This is a genomic window from Sphingomonas brevis, from assembly GCF_023516505.1.
Classification (GTDB): domain Bacteria; phylum Pseudomonadota; class Alphaproteobacteria; order Sphingomonadales; family Sphingomonadaceae; genus Sphingomicrobium; species Sphingomicrobium breve.
On sequence record NZ_JAMGBB010000001.1, the window covers coordinates 1,060,541 to 1,081,755 of the forward strand.

The window sequence follows — 21,215 nt, forward strand, 5'->3', positions numbered from 1 at the left end:
CTAGGCCGCGGCTTTTCCCTTACGGTAGCGATCGAGAAACGACGCGGCATGGGCGATGAACCGCCCTTCGCCGATCGCGTCGCGCAATCCCTGCATTAGCCGCTGATAAAAGCTCAAATTATGTTCGGTCATGAGCATCGCGCCCAGGATTTCGCCTGACCGCACCAAGTGGTGGACATAGGCCCTGCTGTAGCCGGTGCAGGTCGGACAGTTGCAGTCTGGATCGAGCGGTTCCTGGTCCTCGGCAAAGCGGGCATTGCGGATGTTGATCGGCCCATCAGCGGTGAAAGCCTGGCCGGTCCGCCCGGAGCGCGTCGGCAGTACGCAATCGAACATATCGACCCCGCGTCGAACCGCCTCGACGATGTCATCAGGCTTGCCCACTCCCATCAGATAGCGCGGCTTGTCCACCGGCAGTTGGCCAGGCGCATAATCGAGCACCGCGCACATCGCGTCATGCCCTTCACCTACCGCCAGCCCGCCGATCGCATAGCCGTCAAAGCCGATGTCGATGAGCGCCTCGGCCGAGGCCTTGCGTAACGGCTCGTCCAGCCCGCCCTGCTGGATTCCAAACAACGCGGCCTTGGCGGCATGGTCGTCGCCGCCGTCGAACCCATCGCGGGACCGTTTCGCCCAGCGCATGGACCGCTCCATCGCTTCGGCGGCCTGGTCGCGCGTGGCCGTTGCCGGCACCAGCTGGTCGAACGCCATGACGATGTCGCTGCCCAACAGCCGCTGCACTTCCATCGATCGCTCCGGCGAAAGCATGTGCCGGCTTCCGTCGAGATGGCTGGCAAAGGCCACGCCTTCTTCGCTGACCTTGGTCAGCTCGCTGAGACTCATCACCTGATAGCCGCCGCTATCGGTCAGGATCGGCCGCTCCCAGTTCATGAGCCGATGAAGTCCGCCAAGTCTCGCTACCCGTTCAGCGCCCGGGCGGAGCATCAAATGATAGGTGTTGCCGAGGATGATGTCGGCGCCGGTCGCGCGGACGCTCTCTGGCTTCATCGCCTTGACCGTCGCAGCCGTGCCGACCGGCATGAAGGCCGGCGTGCGGATTTCGCCGCGCTGCATGGCGATCGTTCCTGCGCGCGCGGCGCCGTCGGTTGCGTGAATATCGAACTGGAAACGGGTCATTGGCCGCGCTCCCTAGCCGCTCGCGAACGTCGCGGCTACAGCCCGTCCATGATCGAGCCATGGGTCTATGCCGCCCTCACCGCCACTGCCGTCCTCACCGGCTTCATCGACGCCATCGCCGGTGGTGGCGGGCTGATCATGATGCCGGCATTGCTGTCGGCCGGCGTGCCGCCGATCAATGCGCTCGCCACCAACAAACTGCAGTCGATGTTCGGCACCGCCGTCGCCTGCTCCAACTATGCGCGAAAAGGGCTGATCGACTGGCGGGCCAATCTGTTGACGGTCATCCTGGTGTTCACCGGTGCCACGGCGGGCGTCATCATCGTCCAGGCGATCGACACGAAAGCATTGTCCCTGATCATTCCGCTGCTGCTGTTGGCGGTAGCGATCTACGTCCTGGTCAGCCCCAGGATGAGCGACGAGGACGCGCACCAGCGGATCAGCGCCAAGGGCTATGCACCGGTCGGAGCCGCGATCGGGGCCTATGACGGTTTTTTCGGGCCTGGCACGGGAAGCTTCTTCACTGCGACTCTGGTCGGTCTGCGCGGGCTAGGGCTGACCCGGGCGACGGCACTGACCAAGCTGTTCAACCTCACAAGCAATATTGCATCGGTGATCTTCTTTGCCATCGGCGGCAAGACGTTGTGGCTTCTCGGACTGTGCATGGCCGGAGGTGCAATGGCGGGCGGATGGATCGGCAGCCATACAGCGATGAAATTCGGCGCCCGGATCATCCGCCCGCTTCTCGTGCTCCTATCGCTGGGTCTCACTACTCGCCTGCTCTTGGGCTATTTTACCGCCTGACTCCCGCCGTATTCTCACCCTAGGCGGTTCGCCATGACCATGCTCGACAGCCAATCGCGTTTCGCTTTCATCGTTGGCGCGCCGCGCTGCGGCACGACCACGCTCGCCGGTTTCCTGCAGCAACACCCCGATGTGTGCTTCTCGGTCGTCAAGGAGCCGCACTTCTTCTCGCAACATGAGTTTGCCGGCCGCAGCAAAGATGAAATGCGCAAGCTGGTCGAGACCGAGTATCTCGAGCGCTTCTTCGGTCAGTGCCCCGATGCCGAGCTCCGCGCCGAAGGATCCGTGACCTACCTCTACGTGCCGGGAAAAATGGCCCCGATCCTGGAACTGTGGCCGGATGCGAAGTTCATCATCGCGCTGCGCGATCCGCTGTCGATGCTGCCGTCGCTTCACGCCCGCCTGCTGGTTACCGGCGACGAGACGATCCGCGACTTCAAGAAAGCCTGGGCCAAGATACCCGAACGGCGCGAGGGGCGCTCGGTCCCCAAGCGCGCTATCGATCCGCGTTGGCTGCGTTATGACGATGCGGGCAAGCTTGGATACAATGTCGAGCGCTTCTTCGCCGCCGTCGGCCGGGAGCGCTGTCATGTCGTCCTGTTCGACGATCTGACCGCCGATCCGCCGGGCACCTACCGCGAACTGTGCCGCTTTCTCGACATCGAACCTTGGGCCGGCACCGACTTCGAACCGCAGCGCATCAACAAGACCATCCGCATCGGCTGGCTGCAGCGTTTGCTCAAGCGTCCACCCAAGGCGATCCGCACCGCCCTGGCCGGCGAACAATTCCACAAGCGCGAAAAGAAGGTCGGCACCACCGATAGCCCCGCGCTGGCCGCTATCTTCCGGGTCCGCAAGCACCTGCTCGAGTGGAACAAGGTGCCGGCAAAGCGCGAGCCACTCGATGCGACGGTCCGGCAAGCGATCGTCGAAGGGCACCGGGACGACATCATCTTGCTATCGCGGGTGATCGGCCGGGACCTCAGTCATTGGCTCGGCGGAATTCCCGAAGCGAAGCCTGAAGCGGCCTAGCCTTCGGCTGGCAGTAGCAGCGAACTGTCCCCATAGCTGTAGAATCGGTAGCCCTGTGCAATTGCATGGGCATAAGCGCTCTTCATCGTTTCCAGCCCCATCAGCGCTGATACAAGCATAAACAGCGTTGATCGGGGCAGATGGAAGTTGGTCATCAGCCCGTCGACCGCCTTGAAGCGATAACCGGGCGTGATGAATATCGCTGTGTCGCCTTCGAACGGCTGGACGTTGCCACCTTCATCCGCTGCGCTTTCGATCAGCCTCAGTGAGGTCGTGCCGACCGCGATCAGCCTTCCACCTGAGGCTCTGGCGGCGTTCAGGCGATCGGCGGTTGCCTGGTCGATGCGGCCCCACTCCGAGTGCATGCGATGCGAACCGGTATCGTCCGCCTTGACCGGAAGGAACGTCCCCGCCCCGACATGAAGCGTCAGCATTTCCCGTTGCACGCCCCGATCATTGAGCGCCGCCATCAGCCGGTCGGTGAAATGGAGCGCCGCCGTGGGTGCGGCCACCGCACCTGACTCGCGGGCAAACATGGTCTGATAGTCGTCGCGGTCGGCGTCATCCGTGGCGCGCTTGCCGGCAATATAGGGAGGCAGCGGCATCTCACCTGCCCGTTCGAGCAGCAATTCGACCGGCTCCTCCCCGTGAAAGTGCAACAGGATCGCGCCATCGCTATCGCGGCTGACAGCGCTAGCCTTCACGCCGTCGGCAAAGTCGATCACGTCGCCGTCACGCACCCTTTTGGCGTTGCGGACGAACGCCCACCATTCCCGCAGGCCCTCGCGCTTGTGCAGCGTTGCGCCGACCCGCGCTTCCCCGCGCCGGCCCTCAAGCTGCGCGGGAATGACCCTTGTATCGTTGAAGACAAGCACGTCGCCCGGACGCAGGATGTCGGGCAAATCCAGCACTCCGCGGTCGCCAATGCTTGCGCCGTCGACCAGCAGCATTCGCGCCGCGTCGCGCGGGCGAGCAGGACGAAGTGCGATGCGGTCGGTCGGTAGGTCGAAGTCGAAAAGGTCGACGCGCATTAGTGCGGCTGAGGCGCAGGAGCCTCTTGCGGAGTTGGCTGAGGCGCGGGCGTCTCTTGCGGAGTTGGCTGAGGCGCGGGCGTCTCTTGCGGAGTTGGCTGAGGCGCGGGAGCCTCTTGCGAAGTCGGCTGAGGAGTTTCAGCCGGAGACCCCGCGTTTACGATCGCCCTCTGGTCAGATTGCACCACTGCTTCGGCGGCCTTGGACTGTGCGTCTTGGGTTTCCGCCGGCACCGGCGCGGCGGCAGTGACGACCGGCGGCGGGGGCAGCGGACCACCGATCGTCGCGCGGACGATCTTCGTCGGCTGGGCTGGCGGTTCGCCAACGGCAATATTGTCGACGGCCGCCATTCCCTCGATCACGCGGCCGAAGGCGCTATATTTGTGGTCGAGCTTCATCGTCGGGGAAAGTATGATGAAGAACTGGCTGTTGGCGCTATCGGGCGCTTCTGACCGCGCCATCGATGCCACCCCGCGCAGATGCGGCAAGTCGTTGAATTCGGCCGGGACGTCAGGCAGCGTCGAGCCGCCTTCGCCGGTACCCTTGGGATCACCGCCCTGGGCCATGAATCCGGAGATCACCCGGTGAAAGCTGAGCCCGTTATAGAAACCGTGGCTGGTCAGCAGCTGTATCCGGTAGACATGTTGTGGTGCCACGTCGGGTCGCAGCTGGATCACCACCTTGCCGCCGTTCGACAGTTCGAGCGTCCAGCGATTGGCGGGATCGGCGGCGACTTCGGCGGGAGTGATCACGATGGGCTGCTGGGCCACGGGCGCTGGCGGCGGTGGCGCATCCTTCGCGGCAACCAACATCAACGCCAAAAAAGGCAAGCCAATCAAACTCTTGATCATACCAACTCCCCAAACCCCCAAGCGCCGCCCGCCTATCTCAGCCTTGCCTGTCACGCCAGCCTTATTTCAGCTTGTCGGCAACATCCTTGGCGACCGACGGCGGCACAAACCGGTCGATAGCACCGCCATAGCGGGCGATTTCTTTCACCAGCCTTGACGCGATCGGCTGAAGCGAGACGTCGGCCATCAGGAAGACCGTTTCGATCCGGTCGTTCAGTTGCTGGTTCATGCCTGCCATTTGATATTCATATTCAAAATCGGCGACCGCCCGGAGGCCGCGCAGAATCAAACCCGCGCCCTGCGCCTCGGCAAAGTCCATCAGCAGCGAATCAAATTCGACCACGGTCACGCCCGCCAGGCCAGCGATTTCGCGCTCGACCATCGCGATCCTCTCCGCAACCGTGAACATCGGTTCCTTTGACGGGTTGGTGGTTACGCCGATCACAAGCCTGTCGACCAGGTGTGCGCCACGCCGAATGATGTCGAGATGACCAAGCGTGAGCGGGTCGAACGTGCCCGGATATACGCCGATGCGTTCCCTCACCCCCATTAGCGGTCCCTTTCCTCGATGTAGCGGGCGACCGCGCGAAGCAGATCAGCCTCCGCCCCATGACCTTGAAGATGCTCGATCGCCTGTTCGACCAGCATTGCGCATTGCGCCCGCGCCCGTTCTTCACCGAGCAACGAAACGAATGTTGCCTTCCCGGCGCTTTCGTCCTTGCGCAGCCTCTTCCCCGCCGCAACTTCGTCGCCGGCATGGTCGAGCAGATCGTCGGCAATTTGGAAGGCCAGCCCGATGTCGCGGGCGTAGCCGCGATAGGGCGTACGTGCCTCGGGAGGCAGCCGGCCCATAATGCACGCGGCCTCGACCGCGAACTCGATCAATGCGCCCGTCTTCAGCTGCTGCAATCGGGTAATTGAGCCCATGTCGAGAATCTGACCCTCGGCCGCCAGGTCGAGCATCTGCCCACCGGCCATTCCCTGCGGGCCTGACGCTCGGGCCAACTCGATCACGAGTTCCGACCGTACGAACGGGTCCTCGTGAGTTGCCGCATCGGCAATGATTTCGAACGCCAGATCGTGAAAGCAGTCTCCGGCCAACACCGCGGTCGATTCATCATAGGCGCGATGGACCGTCAGCTTGCCACGGCGCAGGTCGTCGTCGTCCATGCACGGCAAATCGTCGTGGATCAGCGAATAGACATGGATCGCTTCAATCGCCGCACCGGCGCGGACGCAGCGTTCCTCGTCGATCCGGAACAGCCGGCCGGTAGCCACCGTCAGCAGCGGACGGATTCGCTTGCCGCCGCCAAGACCGGCGTGGCGCATCGCATCGAACAACCGGTCTCGACCGTCGCCGCTACTTTGCAGGTACCGGGAGAAAACCGCCTCAACCTTGGCGCCGATGCGGTTGGCCTCTTTTGCAAGTTCGGCCTCGGACACGCCGGCCTCAATCAGCATCGAACGGCTTCGTGCCTTGTGGCTGGCCGTCCGGGCCAAGTGCGATCTGCTCGATCCGCGCTTGCGCCGCCTTCAGCCTCGCCTCGCAATGCCGCTTGAGCTTGTCGCCGCGCTGGTAGAGCTCGATCGATTCATCGAGCGGCGCCTGACCCTGCTCGAGGTTGCGCACGATCTGCTCGAGCTCGGACAGTGCCGCCTCGAAGGTCAGATTCTCGATATCGGCCTGATCCATCGCTCAGCTTCTGGGCCTTGGGTCAGCCTAAATCAACGCTTGAACGGGTCCTTGATGCCCGGGACGATCTCGTCGCTGACCACTTCCACACCCGACTCTGCGGCGATCGCCGCCTCGACGTCGCGATGGTGCTGCTCGCGCTCGGCGCGAAGCTGCTCGATCAGCGCGTCGCGATCGCTGTCGAACCTGGTATCGGCCGGAGCCTGCGTGCCGGCGGCCTTTTGCGCCTTGGCTACCGCCGCATCCAGTTCGCGCTGGCTGGTCAAACCCAATGTCACCGGATCCTTTGGCTGGATATTGGCCATATTCCAATGGGTCCGGTCGCGGATCGCGGCGATCGTGGTGCGAGTGGTGCCGATCAACTTGGAGATCTGGCCGTCCGACACTTCCGGATGATTGCGAATGATCCAGGCGATGCCGTCAGGCTTGTCCTGCCGCTTGCTCACCGGCGTGTAACGCGGGCCCTTGGTGCGGGTGACAGGGTCGGGCGCCTTGTGCATCTGCAGCACATAATCGAGGTCGGCCTGCCCCTTCTCGATTTCCTCATGCGTCAGCTCGCCCGACCGGATCGGGTCGCGCCCGGTCAGCTTGGTCGCGGCCGTATCGTCGGCGATCGCCTGAACCTCGAGGATGTGCAGCCCGCAAAATTCGGCAATCTGCGAAAAGCTGAGCGAGCTGTTGTCGACCAGCCAGGCGGCGGTGGCGTGGGGCATGAGCGGCTGGGCCATGCGATTTCTCCAAAAACAAGAACGGCCGCCCCTTCCCGGAGCGGCCAGCTATTGGACGGGCATCTAATCCCCCACTGGGCTTAGGGCAAGCGGAGTCTCGTCCGATGATCCACTGCCACAATTTCGGTCTGATTTGGCGTTTGGCCGACACAATCGCGCCGCAATCCGAACGGACCAAGTCATCCGTCACAAGAAGGGGGATTATATGAGAGTCGCTGCGCTGGCCCTGGCTGCAACTGCTCTGATTGCTTCACCTGCCCAAGGCGAGGATTGGGCCAGCGTGCGGCCCGGCACATTTGTCGGTGCAAGACTGACCATCGGCGGCAAAAATGGCGGAGAGCCCGTCGCGGCGCTCACCATCGCGCCAACTCACAGCCGGATATCCCGTGACGGTTTGACGAGCACAAGGATCGGCGAAGGTCTCGCTCTCAATTTCACAGCTCGACACAAACCGACCTTAACGCTGGGTGGGATTCGCGCCGACACCGCACTTGGAATGAAAAGCTCGGCCGGGCTGGATTCCGAACGGCGGCTCGGGGTCTCGACCGGCGCATGGGTCGCAATCGGTGTCGGTGCGGCAGTCCTGGGCGGAGCGGCCGCATTCTATTTCACGGTGACCGATTGCGCCGACCATGAGGACGAATGCCCCTGAAGGCAGTCGTGACGGGGGCTCGACTAACTAGTCATCCAGGCTGACATGCTCTTCCATCGTCATGATCCGCTCCATCCAGCGGACGATCGAAGGATATGCTTCAAGGTCGAATTCGGCCTCGTCGGCGACATGGGTGTAGGCGAACAGGCAAATGTCGGCGAGGCTGAACTGGTCGGCGACAAACCACTTCCTTGAATCCAAATGGTTGTCCATCAGGTCGAGCGCCGCCAGCCCCGCATCGCGTTTGCCCTTGATCTGCATTCGCTGCGCATCGGTCAGCGCGTCGAGCCCGACATTTCTCAGCCAGAACCGCATCGTCGCAATGTTTGGCTCGTGGTTATACTGTTCCCAGAACATCCAGCGCAGCATGTCGGCCTGGTCGAAATGGCCGTCGGGGATCAGCTTGGTGCCGTTGGCAAGGTAGAAGCAGATCGCATTGCTCTCTGGCAGGAAGCGGTCGCCGTCCTCGAGCACCGGAATTCGGCCGTTGGGGTTGACGTCTCGCAGATATTCGGGAGTCCGCGTTTCGCCCTTCATGATGTCGTATTCGCGCCGCTCCAGCTCAATCCCGACGTGCGCAGCGGTCAGCCGGATTTTATAGCAATTTCCCGACCGGCCATACTCGTGGAGGATCAGCCCGCTCATGGCGCCACCGTTAGCACGATCTTGCCGACGTGGTCACCCGACTCCATCCGTGCATGTGCGGCAGCCACCTGATCTAGAGGAAAACTCTTGTCCATCACCGGCTTCAGCCGGTTGCCTTCGACATAGGGCCAAACCGTTTCGGCAATCTCGTCCCGAACCATTGCCTTGAACGCCAGGTCGCGCGGGCGAAGCGTCGATCCCGTCAACGTCAGCCGCCGCCGCATGATGTCGACGATCGACACCTCGGCCTTGGGCCCCCGCTGGAACGCGATCGACACGTGGCGGCCGTCATCGCTCAGGCAGGCTAGATTCCGCGGCACATAATCGCCGCCGACCATATCAAGCACCACCGCCACGCCCTTCTCCTCGGTCCAGCGCTGCACGGCGTCGACGAAGTCGGTTGTCTTGTAATTGATCGCATGGGCCGCGCCGAGTTCGATCGCCGCGGCGCATTTCTCGTCGCTCCCGCAAGTGACGATAACTTCCAGTCCGAACAAAGTTCCAAGCTTGATCGCCATCGTGCCGATGCCACTGGTCCCGCCATGAACCAGCACCGGATCGCCATCGGCTGCGAATCCCCGCTCGAACAGATTGACCCAGACGGTGAACAGCGTTTCCGGCATCGCAGCCGCCTCGGTCATTCGCAGCACTTCCGACACCGGCAGGCAGGTCCCGGCTGGCGCAACGCAATATTCGGCATAGCCGCCACCAGACACCAGCGCGCATTGCCTGCTGCCGATCAGATGGCTTGCGCCCTGCCCCGCCGCGACGACCGTTCCCGAAATTTCCAGTCCCGGAATGCCGCTTGCTCCAGCCGGGGGCGGATAGACGCCCATCCGCTGCAGCACATCGGGCCGGTTGACGCCCGCCGCGGCAACCTTGATCAGCACCTCGTCCTTGCCGGGGCGCGGCGTCGGCCGGGAGGCTGGCCGCAGCTGCTCCGGACCGCCGGGCGAGGCGATTTCAACAACGCGCATTACATCCGGAATGATGTCCGTCACTTACGCCCCCAAAACGCGAACCATCGGGCGCAAGCTTATTGACTTGGGCCAACGGCGGGTCAACGCTTGAGGAATGGACGAGGATGACTTCTTTTCCAGCCGCCCGCAGGATCCGTTGACCCTGCTCGTCAAGCAGGACCTCGGACCGCTATCGGTCGACGAGCTGCAGGAACGGATCGAGACGCTCAAGGGCGAGATCGCCCGGATAGAGCAGCATCTGTCCGATACCGAGCGCCATCGGAACGCCGCCGATGAGCTGTTCAAAAAGTAGTTCCGCGCATCATTACGCCTTCGCGCCCTTGATCGGCGCATCAGACTTCACGACATTGAGCGGGTAAGGAGACTCCCCGAATGCCCAGTTTCGCTCGCGAACTTGAAACTACCCTGCACAACGCCCTCGGCGAGGCATCCAAGCGCCGTCACGAATATGCGACGCTGGAGCATTTGCTGATCGCGCTGGTCGACGACAGTCATGCCAGCCAGGTGATGACCGCCTGCGGCGTCAACCGCGACGAACTCAAGGCCACGGTGAAGGGCTATCTCGATAATGAGCTTGGCGCGCTGGTCGCCGACAGCGCCACTGACCCGACTCCGACCAGCGGCTTCCAAAGGGTTGTCCAACGGGCAATTCTTCACGTTCAGTCGTCAGGGCGGGACGAAGTCACCGGCGCCAACGTGCTGGTAGCCCTGTTCAGCGAGCGCGAGAGCTATGCCGTTTACTTCCTGCAGCAGCAGGACATGAGCCGCCTCGATGCGGTGACCTATATCAGCCACGGCGTCGGCAAGGGCGACACGTCGGTCGAACCGGCTCCGCCCCAGGGAACCGAGGAAAAGACCGAAGGCAAGAGCGGCGACAAGAAGGAAAGCGCGCTCCAGCAGTTCACCGTCAACCTCAACGACAAGGCCAGGGCGGGCAAGGTCGACCCGCTGATAGGCCGGATGCCGGAGGTCGACCGCACGGTGCAGATCCTCTGCCGCCGGTCGAAGAACAACCCGCTTTATGTCGGCGACCCCGGTGTCGGCAAAACCGCCATTGCCGAGGGCCTCGCCCGCAAGATCGTCGAAGGCGAGGTTCCCGATGTGCTGAAGGAAGCAGTGATCTATGCGCTCGACATGGGCGCGCTGCTGGCCGGCACCCGTTACCGCGGCGATTTCGAGGAACGGCTGAAATCCGTCGTCTCGGAACTCGAAAAGATGGAACATGCGGTTCTGTTCATCGACGAGATCCACACGGTGATCGGCGCCGGCGCTACATCGGGCGGGGCGATGGATGCGTCGAACCTGCTGAAGCCCGCTTTGTCATCGGGCACGATCCGCTGCATCGGATCGACCACCTACAAGGAATTCCGCAACCATTTTGAGAAGGATCGCGCTCTCCTGCGCCGGTTCCAGAAGATCGACGTCAACGAGCCGACGGTCGAGGACACGATCAAGATCATTGCCGGCCTGCGCTCCTCGTTCGAGCAGCACCATGGCGTCCGCTACACACCCGACGCAATCAAGTCGGCGGTCGAGCTTTCGGCACGTTACATCCACGATCGAAAGCTGCCTGACAAGGCGATCGACGTGATCGACGAGGTCGGCGCGATGCAGATGCTGGTCCCGCCCAGCCGCCGCAAGAAGACCATCACCGTGAAGGAAATCGAGCAGGTGGTGGCGACGATGGCGCGGATTCCGCCGAAGTCGGTCTCGACCGATGACAAGCGGGTGCTCGAAACACTCGAAGCCGATTTGAAGCGCGTCGTGTTCGGGCAGGATATCGCGATTGAAAAGCTTGCATCGGCGATCAAGCTAAGCCGCGCCGGCCTTCGCGATCCCGACAAGCCGATCGGCAATTATCTGTTCAGCGGACCGACCGGCGTCGGGAAGACCGAGGTCGCGCGCCAGCTTGCCTCGATCATGGGCATCCCGCTGCAGCGGTTCGACATGTCGGAATATATGGAACGCCATTCGGTCAGCCGCCTGATCGGTGCGCCGCCGGGCTATGTCGGTTATGACCAGGGCGGCCTGTTGACCGACGCCGTCGACCAGCATCCGCATTCAGTGCTGCTGCTCGACGAAATCGAAAAGGCCCACCCTGACCTGTTCAACATCCTTCTTCAGGTGATGGACAACGGCAAGCTGACCGATCACCACGGCAAGACGGTCGACTTCCGTAACACCATCCTCATCATGACGACCAATGCCGGCGCCGCCGACATGGCGCGAGAGAGCATCGGTTTCGGCGCGATGAGCCGGGAGGATGCCCAGGAGGACGCGGTCAAGAAGATGTTCACCCCGGAATTCCGCAACCGGTTGGATGCAGTTGTGCCCTTCGCCTACCTGCCGCCGGCGGTAGTCGCCCGGGTCGTCGACAAGTTCATCCTCCAGCTGGAGCTGCAGCTGGCCGATCGCAACGTCCACATCGAGCTGGATGACGAAGCGCGCGAATGGCTGACCACGCGCGGTTACGACAAGCTCTACGGCGCGCGGCCCATGCAGCGGCTGGTGCAGGAGAAGATCAAGCAACCGCTGGCCGAAGAATTGCTGTTCGGCAAGCTGGTCGACGGAGGCGAGGTGAAAGTGCGCATCAAGGACGGCGCGCTGGCGTTCGAAATCGTCCCCGCCCCGCCCAAGCCGGCCAAGGGCAAGCCTCCCGCGCCGCCCAAGGCAAAGGCAAAGGGGAAGCGCCAGGCCGGCGGGAAGGCGACAGCGGCGGAGTAGCAAAGGCGCCAAGGAGTTGCGTCTCCACGGCCGCTCTCCGTTTAACTTGTGCAATCCCTGTTCGACGAATTTTGTCTGGATATTCCCGACAGGGCGCTGTGCATTGTACCGATGATCGCCGCCGCATTCGCATTGATGGTCTCAGCCTTTGAGCTTCCAGCCAGCTATCGTGAATGCAGGCTGAAACAGCTGACCGAATGCAAGACCACCAGCTATCTGGTGATGAACGCCGGCTTTCAGAGTGCCGTAAAATCCTTTGCCGGCAGCGTGCCCACCAAATTCGTCCGCGGCGTCAAGACTCCATTGTGGGAAGAGATCATCGAAGTCCTGCATGGGCCGCCGGATCCGCCAATCCGCTTTTCCGACGGAAGCTATCTCTTCACCGCCTGCCAGGCTCATTACTGCCCGAACAAGGGAGCAGTCATCCTGTCACCAAGAGGAGAAATCGTCGCGGCAGCTATGTTTACAAGTGAGGGCGCCGATCCATGGAATCCAGACTTGCCATCCCGGCTTGCGCTCGACATCTTCGTCAGCACCTCTCCTGCGAGAATATTGCGAGAAAGGCCAATGGACGAATGGATTGCCCAGTCAGAGGCAAATTGGCGCTCCGTACTGGCCGACGAGCATTCGCCGATAGAGGGCAGCAATGTTCGCATTTGGCTAGTGCAGCCGAAAACGCGAAGCATGCACTTGCTCGCCAAACGGTCCTGGAGATAGCCAGCTGAAGACAGTCATTTCTTTGGCGGCTTTCTGGGCAATGCTCGCAGAGCCTTTTGAAAGGCCTCGACACGGTCGGGAGTCTGATCGAACCAACGGCTATTCGCCGCCGCGCGAGCGGCACCCTCATAATCGCCCTTCAGGATTAGCGCCCAAGTTTCCTTGTGTTCGGAAAACCAGCGGATTGCTGCTGTCGCTTGGCGGATGGCTTGGCGGGCGTTTGGTCTACAGCTTCGGGGCCGGAGTTTCGAAACAAAATCCCTGAGAAACGCGTCCGGCTCCCTGTTCCTTGACGTCGGCGTGAGGCGGTTCCAAACAACCGCCGTCAAACCCCCCGTCAGGAGTTACCCGCCTTGCGTTATCGCCTCGCTCCCCTGTCCGCCATTGCCCTGATCCTGGCCGGCAGCGCCGCCATTGCCCAGACCGCAACCTTCGATCCCGCCCGCCTGTCGCAGCATGTCCAGACGCTCGGTTCCGACGCGTTCGAGGGCCGCGCTCCCGCAACCGAAGGTGAAACCAAGACCGTCGCCTATCTGTCGGATCAATTCGCCAAGGCCGGCCTCCAGCCGGGCGGCGATGTCGTAGGCGGCCAGCGCACCTGGACCCAGGCGGTGCCGTTGCTGCATTCGGAATTCACCGCTGCCCCTCAGGTGAACGTCGACATTGCCGGCAAGGCGACGCCGTTGACCCAGGGCGAGCAAATCGCCGTCCGGGCGCCGACCAATGGCGACAAGGCGATGATGATCGACAAGGCCGACCTGGTGTTCGTCGGCTATGGCGTGAAAGCGCCCGAGCGCGGCTGGGACGATTTCAAGGGCCAGGACATGCGGGGCAAGATCCTCGTCATGCTGGTCAACGACCCCGATTTCGAGGGCGGTGAAGGCGATTTCGGTGGCAAGGCGATGACCTATTACGGCCGCTGGACCTACAAATTTGAGGAGGGCGCGCGCCAGGGCGCCAAGGGCGTGCTGGTGATCCACGAGACCGAGCCGGCCAGCTACGGCTGGGCGACGGTCAAGAATTCGAACACCAACGCCATGTTCGACATCGTCCGGCATAATCCGGCGGCCGAACACCCGCCGCTGGAAGGTTGGATCCAGCGCGACCTCGCGGCCGAGCTGTTCGCCGCGTCAGGGACCAGCTTCGATGCGATGAAGGCTGCCGCCAAGCGCAAGGATTTCAAGCCGGTGCCGCTAAAGGCGGACCTCACCGTCCATGGCGATGCCAAGACGGAGGTCATCACCTCGCACAACGTCGTCGGCATTCTTCCCGGTGCCGCCCGGCCAGACGAAACGGTGATCTACACCGCCCATTGGGACCATCTCGGTATCGGCCAGCCCGACGCCAACGGTGATCGGATCTACAATGGCGCGATCGACAATGGCACCGGCCTTGCCCAGCTGATCGAGCAGGCGCGCAGTTTCGCTACCGGCCCCAGGACCCAGCGGTCGGTCGTATTCATGGCCGTCACCGCCGAGGAAAAGGGCCTGCTGGGCAGCGAATATTATGCTGCAAATCCGCTCTATCCCGCGGGCAAGACGGCTGGCGTCATCAACACCGACGTGCTGGGCGTGCTCGGCCCGGCCAAAGACTTCACCATCCGCGGCAACCAGAAGTTCGGCCTGCTCGACATATTGGTCGACGAAGGCGCCAAGCGCGGCCGCCGCTACATGCCCGATCCCCGGCCCGAGACCGGCGGCTTCTTCCGTTCCGACCATTTCACGCTGGCCAAGGTCGGGATTCCGGCAATGAGCTTCGGCCCCGGCCAGGACCTGGTCACCGGTGGCGTCCCGCGGGCCGAGGCCTGGTCGAAAAATTATACGGCCAAAATGTACCACCAGCCGGACGATGAATATTCGCCCGACTGGGACTTCACCGGCATGGCGGCCGACGCCGAGCTGCTGCACGCTGTCGGCCTTCGCCTCGCCAATAGCTGCGAATGGCCGAACTGGAGCCAGGACAGCGAATTCCGCGCTGCTCGCGACCGCAGCGCTGCCGACCGCCAGGGCACCTGCACTTCAGCTCAGCCGGCCAAGCCCGGCGAGCGGGGGTGATCGCCGCCAAACTGTAAGACAGGCGTGCTCATCCTCACGGATGGGCACGTTTGTTCTCATTATGTTCCAGTTATGCTAGGGGCTGAGTCGGAAGGGAGAACCCAAATGGCCGACATTATTTTCTACCATAATCCGATGAGCCGCGGACAGATCATCCGCTGGATGCTGGAGGAGGTAGGCGCTCCCTACGACACTGAGATTCTCGACTATGCCTCGACCATGAAGGGCGAAGATTATCGCGCGATCAATCCGATGCAGAAGGTCCCTGCGATCGTCCATAATGGCCGCGTCGTGACCGAATGCGCCGCGATTTGCGCCTATCTGGCGGACGTTTTCCCTGAAGCCGGGCTCGGCCCGCGCGAGGAAGAGAAGGCCGACTATTATCGCTGGCTGTTCTTTGCCGCAGGCCCGCTGGAACAGGCAGTGACCAATAATTTCGCGGGTTTTACCGCCAAGGACGAGCAACAGCGGATGTTCGGCTATGGCAATTACGACCTGGCCGTGAACACGCTCGCCAACCACCTGGCCGGCCGCGACTTCGTCTGCGGCGCGCGATTCAATGCCGCCGACGTCTATGTCGGCAGCGCAGTGCTGTGGGGCACCCAGTTCGGAACCTTGCCCAAGCTCGATCCTTTCATCGCCTATGGCGAGCGGCTGGCCGAGCGTGAGGCGTATAGGCGCGGCAAGGGTGAGGACATGCAGTTGATCGCGGAGATGCAGGCCGCGGGATAAGAGGGGATAAGATCGATGGACGCGGAACGGCTTCAACAAGCAATCGACCTATACGACCGCTTCACCCATGACGGCATGGATCGCCGTGATTTCTTCGGGCGGATGTCCCTGATCGCGGGCAGCGCCGCTGCCGCCACCAGCCTGATCGCCGCGATCGCCGCCTCGCCTGCCGCAGCTGCCATCGTCCCGGCCGACGACAAGCGCCTGACCACCCGCACTCAGGACCTGGCCGGTGGATACAAGGCCTATGTCGCCGAGCCGCGCAGCCGGTCGCTGAAGCCCACGGTCCTGGTGATCCACGAGAATCGCGGGCTCACCGACCATATCCGCGATGTCACCCGCCGCATCGCGCTCGAAGGCTTCCGCACGGTTGCGCCCGACTTTCTCTCGCTCTCAGGCGGCACTCCGGCCAATGAAGACGCCGCTCGCGATGCAGTCGGCAAGCTCGACCTTTCCAAATCGACATCCGACGCGGTGGCGATGGTCGAGCAGCTGGCCAAATCCAGCCGCGGCGGCAAGGTCGGCGTGGTCGGTTTCTGCTGGGGCGGCGCCTTCGTCGACCGGTTGGCGGTCGCGGCCGGCGACAAGCTCGCCGCCGGCGTGTCTTACTATGGCCCGGCCCCCAATCCGTCCGAAGCGGCCAAAGTCCAGGCGCCGTTATTGCTTCACCATGCCGGGCTCGATAGCCGCGTCGCGCAGACCCTGTTCCCGTTCGTCACCGCGCTCCGCGAAGCGAAGAAGAGTGTCACCTTCCAGGTCTATGACGGCGCAAATCACGCGTTCAACAACGACACGTCGGCGGAACGCTATAACAAGGAAGCGGCCGACCTCGCCTGGGGGCGGACAATCCGCTTCTTTCACAAATATCTCGGCTGACACTTTCGCACTCGATTGATGTATCTAGGAGCCAGCAACTTGCACTGGCTGCCGCATGTCCGATGAGAACCCAGCTTGGAATTGCCCTGACTGCGGCAAGGCCCGCCAAGCCAATTTTTGCGCCGACTGCGGCGAGGAGCCGCTTCGTTCCGGCCATTTTGACGCTTCGCGACTTGGTCACCAAGCTCGGCCAGTCCATTAGCAGCATCGACGGAAAAACGGTCAGAAGCTTCAAGGCGCTACTTGCCGCACCGGGCACGCTGGCGGTTGCATATGTCCGCGGCCAGCGCCGCGTCTACCTAAGTCCACTCAAGGTGTTTTTCATCGCTAACGCATTATTCTTCGCCGCACAGTCGGCGACCCACACAAACATCCTCTCGTCGTCGCTGGAATCTCATCTGAACCAGCAGGATTGGAAATCGGTCGCCAGGCCGATGGTCGCCAGGCACCTTGAAGCCGAACAGCTGACGCTCGCCGAATATGCGCCGGTGTTCGACACGGCTGTTGTCTTTTACGCCAAGACCCTGATCATTCTGATGACGCTGTGCTTCGCGCCGTTCCTTGCAGTAGCATTCCTCAGTGAGCGCCGCCCAATCGGCGTGCACATCGTCTTTTCGCTCCACCTCTATGCCTTCGTGCTGCTGCTGTTTTGCGTGTCACTCGGGCTAACCGAACTCGATCTCATCCTCGGGGGAAAGGGCTTGGCATCTTCGCGGGTGGATCTGGTCCTTTCGCTGTTCAACCTCGGCGCATGCGCCACCTATCTCTATATGGCGATCGGCACCGCATATGGCGCACGTGGAGTATCGAGGATTGTCAAAGCGGCGGCCTTGGCCTGCGTCGTAGCGGCGATCGTCATCGGCTACCGGTTCCTGATCTTCCTGATCACCCTGTGGGGAAGCTAGGCATGAAAAAGCCCGGCGGATCGCTCCACCGGGCTTCCCGTTTGCCTATTCTCGCTTCGCTTTAGCGGCGGTCGCCCATAAAGCTCAGCAGGAACTGGAACATGTTGATGAAGTCGAGGTAGAGGCTCAGCGCCCCCATGATCGCCGTCTTGCCCATCATGTCCGTGCCGGCGACGTAAGCGTACATCGACTTGATCCGCTGCGTGTCATAGGCGGTGAGGCCCGCGAACAGCAGCACGCCGATCGCATTGATTGCCAGCGCCATGGTGCTCGATCGCAGGAAGATGTTGAGCAGCATCGCCACCAGCAGGCCGACCAGGCCCATGATCAGGAAGGTGCCGAATCCCGACAAATCCTTCTTGGTTGTGTAGCCGTACAGGCTGAGGCCGAGGAACGCCGCGGTGACCGCGAAGAAGGTCTGAGCGATCGACACGCCGGTGTAGACGATGAAAATCGTCGACATGGAAAGGCCCATCACTGCCGCAAACGACCAGAACAGCAGCTGCAATGTCGAAGTCTGCATCCGGTTGACGCCAAAACTCATCGCAAACACGAACGCCAGCGGGCTCAGTGTGATGATCCAGCCGAGACCGCTCATCCCGGTACCGCTGGCATTGATCAGCACGTCGCGAGCATAGGGCGCGAACAGCAGGGCAATGATGCCCGTCAGCGCCACGCCCGACGCCATGTAGTTGTAAACCTTGAGCATGTAGGACCGAAGGCCCGCATCGCGTGCGGCGCGCGGGACGCCGACCGACACAGCGGGGTCATAGCCGCCTGTCGTCGTGCGCGGGTCAAATTGGTTCTGCATTTTCACTCCTTCGTGAAGGCAAAAGGCCCTCACAAGGCCAATATATCGTAGTTGTTCGCTTCCTGTTCAAGCGAAATGGGGTGCCGGGAATAAGTCATTCGACTAACGGCAATGCATGCACCGCCTGTTTGTCGCACTCCGGCCACCTCTGGAAATTCGACGCCATTGCCTGGCTGCCATGGCCGGCGGGCCGCCCGGCTGGGCCTGGCAGGACGATGCGCAGCTCCACGTCACGCTCCGCTTCATTGGCGAGGTCGAACGGCCGGTGGCGGAGGATATCGCCAGCGCGCTTAACTCCGTACGCGCGCCTGCAGCAAAGATTGGCCTCCACGGCGTCGGCTTCTTCGACCAGGGGCGTCAGGGCGTGTTGTTCGCCCGAACCATCCCGCGCGATCTGCTCGAGGCGCTGCACAAGAAGGTCGATCGAGCGCTGACCGGTGTCGGCCTGCCGCCGGAGCGCCGGGCTTTCCTGCCCCACATCACCCTTGCCCGCCGCCGCAAGACCGGAGCGGACCCGGCCGGCTGGCTGAAGGCGCACTCCGCCCTCTCCGCCCCCGCCGAGCCGGTCGGCGAATTCATCCTTTACGAAAGCCACCTCGGCCGCGACGGACCTCATTACGAGCCCATCGCGGCCTATCCGTTGGCAGGCCTGCGCTAGCTACCAGATCCGGACGCGCTTATCCGGCGCGATGTAGAATTTCGAACCCGGCTGGATGTTGAACGCCTGGTACCAGGCATCGAGGTTCCTCAAGGGTCCGATCACGCGGAAGCGCCGCGGGCTGTGCGGATCGGACGCGACCTGCGTCTTGATCGCTTCAGGACGCTGTTCACCGCGCCAAGCCTGGGCGAACGCCAGGAAGAAGCGCTGGTCGCCGGTCAAGCCGTCGATCACCGGAGCAGGCTTTCCGCCCAACGAGATTTTGTAGGCTTCATACGCCACCTCAAGCCCCGACATGTCGCCGATATTCTCGCCCATCGTCAGGCTGCCGTTGATGAACACGCCCGGCGCGGCCTCATAGGATGCATATTGCTTGCCGAGCTCATCGGTCAGTTTCTTGAACCGCTCGGCGTCGGTCGGGGTCCACCAGTCGCGAACCGCGCCGGTCGCGTCGATCTTGCGGCCCTGATCGTCAAAGCCGTGCATGATCTCGTGGCCGATGACCGCGCCGATCGCGCCATAGTTGACCGCCGCGTCGGCCGTCGGGTCGAACAGCGGTGGCTGCAATATGCCGGCCGGGAAAACGATCTTGTTTTCCAAGCCCCCGTTGTAGGCGTTCACCGTTGCCGGGCTCATCGCCCATTTCTTGCGATCGACCGGCTTGCCAAGGTCGCTTAGCTGATAGTCCCACTCGAACGCCGAACTGCGCTTGACGTTACCGTAAAGATCGTCCGGCTTCATCACCAGCTTCGAATAGTCGCGGAACTTGTCGGGGTAGCCGACCATCACGTCCATTCTGGCAAGCTTGGCCAGGGCCGCTTGCTTAGTCGCCGGCTCCATCCAGCTGTTGCCTTGGATGCGCTTGGCGGCGGCCGCCTTCAGGTTCGCGACCAGCTGCTCCATCTGCGCCTTGTCGGAAGCCGGGAAATAGCGTTCGACATATGTTTTGCCGAGCACTTCGCCGAGCCGCGCGTCGACCTGCCCGATTCCCCGGCGCCAGCGCGGCCGAAGCTCCTTCGCGCCGCTTAGCTGCTTGGTGAATTCAAACTTGCTGTCGACAAAGCGTTTCGAAAGATAATCCGACGCCTGGTCGGCGACCTTGAACCGTTCCCACAGCTTCAGCGTTTCCAAGGGAGTTTGATCGTAGAGCGCGGCCAGCGCCTTCACTGCGCTATTGTCTGCAACGATCAGCTTCGGCGCCACCAGCCTAGTATCGGCCAGGTAGCGGTTCCAATCGAAGCCGGGCGCGTAGCCGGCGAGCTGTTCCGGCGTCATCGGATTGTTGATCTTGTCGATGTCGCGCTGGTCGGCGACCGGCCAGCTCAGTTTGGCGATCTCGGTCTCGAACGCCAGTATCGTGTCCGCGCTGGCCGATGCATTTGGTGTGTCGGTCAGTTCCAGGGTGCGCTGGATATAGGCCCGGTAGGCGTCTAGCTGCGGCTTATATTTGGGGAGCAGGTAATAATCGCGATCGGGTAGGCCCATTCCCGACGTCCCCATGAAAACGAGATTGATCGTCGGATTAGCCGGATCGGGCAAAATGCCGGCCCCAAATAGCGTCGCACCGAAATCGGAGAAAGTCGTCGCCATAAACTGGCTGAATTCGGCTTTGCTCTTGATGGCATCGACCCGCGCCAGGTCAGTCTTGAGCGGCGCCGCATCGAGCTTTTCGAGCAACGGCTCGTCCATATAGCTGGCGTAAAGCGCGCCCAGCTGGCTGTCCTTGGCGGAGCTGGTGACGATCGACTGCAGCCGGTCCTGATTGCGGTCGTTTACGTCCGATCCGACGCTGTTCGAGCTTTTGTCGGCGGGAATGTCAGTGACGTCCATCCAGGTGCCGCTGGCGTAGCGCTCGAAATCGTCGCCCGGGTTGGTCTTGAGGTCGCGCGATTTGAGGTCGACGCCCCAGGTCCCGTAATGAACGTTGCCGCTGGTGGAGGCTGCCGCGGCGGCCTTGATGGCGGCTCCGGCTGGTGCCGCCATCAAGGCCAGCGGCGCCGCCGCCAGCAGCATCGATGTCCGGATGGCGCGGAAATCGCGCAGGCTTACAACACTCATAAGGGCCCCCATCTTGTTGATTAGATTCGTGAAACCCGGCCATCGAACCGGTTGCCAAGTGAAGCTAACTGCCATCGACAAGCGTCGGGAGTCCGTCGACGAACCGCGCCGATGCTACGATTTACGG

Annotated in this window: 21 protein-coding genes and 1 pseudogene; 11 read left to right on the forward strand and 11 right to left on the reverse strand. The window is 62.4% G+C overall.

Features of this window, described 5'->3' with window-relative positions; translation table 11 throughout:
- Positions 1-1,137: a tRNA guanosine(34) transglycosylase Tgt gene (gene tgt, locus LZ518_RS05500; RefSeq protein WP_249915011.1), complete on the reverse strand. Its 1,137-nt coding sequence runs from the start codon at positions 1,135-1,137 to the stop codon at positions 1-3.
- 48 nt (positions 1,138-1,185) lie between these two features.
- On the opposite strand from tgt, the gene LZ518_RS05505 reads away from it, so the two are divergent.
- On the forward strand, positions 1,186-1,941 hold the full coding sequence (locus tag LZ518_RS05505) for a TSUP family transporter (RefSeq protein WP_249915012.1): 756 nt from the start codon (positions 1,186-1,188) through the stop codon (positions 1,939-1,941).
- Positions 1,942-1,974: 33 nt separating this feature from the next.
- On the forward strand, positions 1,975-2,973 hold the full coding sequence (locus tag LZ518_RS05510; RefSeq protein WP_249915013.1) for a sulfotransferase family protein: 999 nt from the start codon (positions 1,975-1,977) through the stop codon (positions 2,971-2,973).
- Here the strand turns inward: LZ518_RS05510 and queA are convergent.
- From queA to LZ518_RS05540, 6 genes and pseudogenes are all read right to left on the reverse strand, one after another.
- Positions 2,970-4,004, reverse strand: coding sequence for a tRNA preQ1(34) S-adenosylmethionine ribosyltransferase-isomerase QueA (gene queA, locus LZ518_RS05515; protein WP_249915014.1), 1,035 nt, complete (start codon positions 4,002-4,004; stop codon positions 2,970-2,972). The two genes, LZ518_RS05510 and queA, sit on opposite strands and share 4 nt — an antisense overlap.
- A gap of 200 nt (positions 4,005-4,204) precedes the next feature.
- Positions 4,205-4,855: pseudogene (locus tag LZ518_RS13530) on the reverse strand (peptidylprolyl isomerase); the annotation flags it as partial.
- Between the two features lie 61 nt (positions 4,856-4,916).
- Positions 4,917-5,405, reverse strand: coding sequence for a pantetheine-phosphate adenylyltransferase (gene coaD, locus LZ518_RS05525; RefSeq protein ID WP_249915015.1), 489 nt, complete (start codon positions 5,403-5,405; stop codon positions 4,917-4,919).
- The gene (locus LZ518_RS05530) at positions 5,405-6,316 is read right to left on the reverse strand and encodes a polyprenyl synthetase family protein (RefSeq protein WP_249915016.1); all 912 of its coding nucleotides are present in this window, start codon (positions 6,314-6,316) and stop codon (positions 5,405-5,407) included. The genes coaD and LZ518_RS05530 overlap by 1 nt, the downstream gene beginning before the upstream one ends.
- Positions 6,306-6,548 carry an exodeoxyribonuclease VII small subunit gene (locus LZ518_RS05535; RefSeq protein WP_249915017.1) on the reverse strand — a complete coding sequence of 81 codons (243 nt, stop codon included), beginning with the start codon at positions 6,546-6,548 and terminating at the stop codon, positions 6,306-6,308. Before LZ518_RS05535 ends, LZ518_RS05530 begins: the two co-directional genes overlap by 11 nt.
- Positions 6,549-6,580: 32 nt before the next feature.
- Positions 6,581-7,276, reverse strand: coding sequence for a DUF1013 domain-containing protein (locus LZ518_RS05540; RefSeq protein ID WP_249915018.1), 696 nt, complete (start codon positions 7,274-7,276; stop codon positions 6,581-6,583).
- A gap of 205 nt (positions 7,277-7,481) precedes the next feature.
- Between LZ518_RS05540 and LZ518_RS05545 the strand changes: the two genes are divergently transcribed.
- Positions 7,482-7,928 (forward strand): hypothetical protein, encoded by a 447-nt coding sequence (locus tag LZ518_RS05545; protein ID WP_249915019.1) that lies wholly within the window; start codon positions 7,482-7,484, stop codon positions 7,926-7,928.
- 27 nt (positions 7,929-7,955) lie between these two features.
- Here LZ518_RS05545 and LZ518_RS05550 read toward each other — a convergent pair whose 3' ends face one another.
- A complete protein-coding gene (locus LZ518_RS05550) occupies positions 7,956-8,573 on the reverse strand; it encodes a glutathione S-transferase family protein (protein ID WP_249915020.1) in 618 nt (205 codons plus the stop codon).
- Positions 8,570-9,550: an NAD(P)H-quinone oxidoreductase gene (locus tag LZ518_RS05555; RefSeq protein ID WP_249915021.1), complete on the reverse strand. Its 981-nt coding sequence runs from the start codon at positions 9,548-9,550 to the stop codon at positions 8,570-8,572. The genes LZ518_RS05550 and LZ518_RS05555 overlap by 4 nt, the downstream gene beginning before the upstream one ends.
- 97 nt (positions 9,551-9,647) lie before the next feature.
- Between LZ518_RS05555 and LZ518_RS05560 the strand changes: the two genes are divergently transcribed.
- From LZ518_RS05560 to LZ518_RS05590, 7 genes are all read left to right on the forward strand, one after another.
- A complete protein-coding gene (locus tag LZ518_RS05560) occupies positions 9,648-9,845 on the forward strand; it encodes a DUF1192 domain-containing protein (RefSeq protein WP_249915022.1) in 198 nt (65 codons plus the stop codon).
- An 80-nt stretch (positions 9,846-9,925) separates the two neighbouring features.
- A complete protein-coding gene (clpA, locus tag LZ518_RS05565; protein ID WP_249915023.1) occupies positions 9,926-12,277 on the forward strand; it encodes an ATP-dependent Clp protease ATP-binding subunit ClpA in 2,352 nt (783 codons plus the stop codon).
- A gap of 111 nt (positions 12,278-12,388) precedes the next feature.
- Positions 12,389-12,994, forward strand: a complete 606-nt coding sequence (locus LZ518_RS05570; RefSeq protein WP_249915024.1) for an Ivy family c-type lysozyme inhibitor — start codon at positions 12,389-12,391, stop codon at positions 12,992-12,994.
- A gap of 353 nt (positions 12,995-13,347) precedes the next feature.
- Complete coding sequence (locus tag LZ518_RS05575) at positions 13,348-15,048, forward strand: M28 family metallopeptidase (RefSeq protein ID WP_249915025.1); 1,701 nt, start codon at positions 13,348-13,350, stop codon at positions 15,046-15,048.
- Between the two features lie 105 nt (positions 15,049-15,153).
- Positions 15,154-15,780, forward strand: a complete 627-nt coding sequence (locus LZ518_RS05580; RefSeq protein WP_249915026.1) for a glutathione S-transferase family protein — start codon at positions 15,154-15,156, stop codon at positions 15,778-15,780.
- A gap of 15 nt (positions 15,781-15,795) precedes the next feature.
- Complete coding sequence (locus LZ518_RS05585) at positions 15,796-16,656, forward strand: dienelactone hydrolase family protein (protein WP_249915027.1); 861 nt, start codon at positions 15,796-15,798, stop codon at positions 16,654-16,656.
- A 62-nt stretch (positions 16,657-16,718) separates the two neighbouring features.
- Positions 16,719-17,561 carry a DUF3667 domain-containing protein gene (locus LZ518_RS05590; RefSeq protein ID WP_249915028.1) on the forward strand — a complete coding sequence of 281 codons (843 nt, stop codon included), beginning with the start codon at positions 16,719-16,721 and terminating at the stop codon, positions 17,559-17,561.
- A gap of 61 nt (positions 17,562-17,622) precedes the next feature.
- On the opposite strand, the gene LZ518_RS05595 is transcribed toward LZ518_RS05590, so the two are convergent.
- A complete protein-coding gene (locus LZ518_RS05595; RefSeq protein ID WP_249915029.1) occupies positions 17,623-18,372 on the reverse strand; it encodes a Bax inhibitor-1/YccA family protein in 750 nt (249 codons plus the stop codon).
- A 115-nt stretch (positions 18,373-18,487) separates the two neighbouring features.
- Here LZ518_RS05595 and thpR point away from each other — a divergent pair, with 115 nt between their 5' ends.
- A complete protein-coding gene (thpR, locus tag LZ518_RS05600; protein WP_249915030.1) occupies positions 18,488-19,030 on the forward strand; it encodes an RNA 2',3'-cyclic phosphodiesterase in 543 nt (180 codons plus the stop codon).
- On the opposite strand, the gene LZ518_RS05605 is transcribed toward thpR, so the two are convergent.
- Positions 19,031-21,088 carry a M13 family metallopeptidase gene (locus tag LZ518_RS05605; protein WP_249915031.1) on the reverse strand — a complete coding sequence of 686 codons (2,058 nt, stop codon included), beginning with the start codon at positions 21,086-21,088 and terminating at the stop codon, positions 19,031-19,033.
- Positions 21,089-21,215 lie beyond the last annotated feature (127 nt).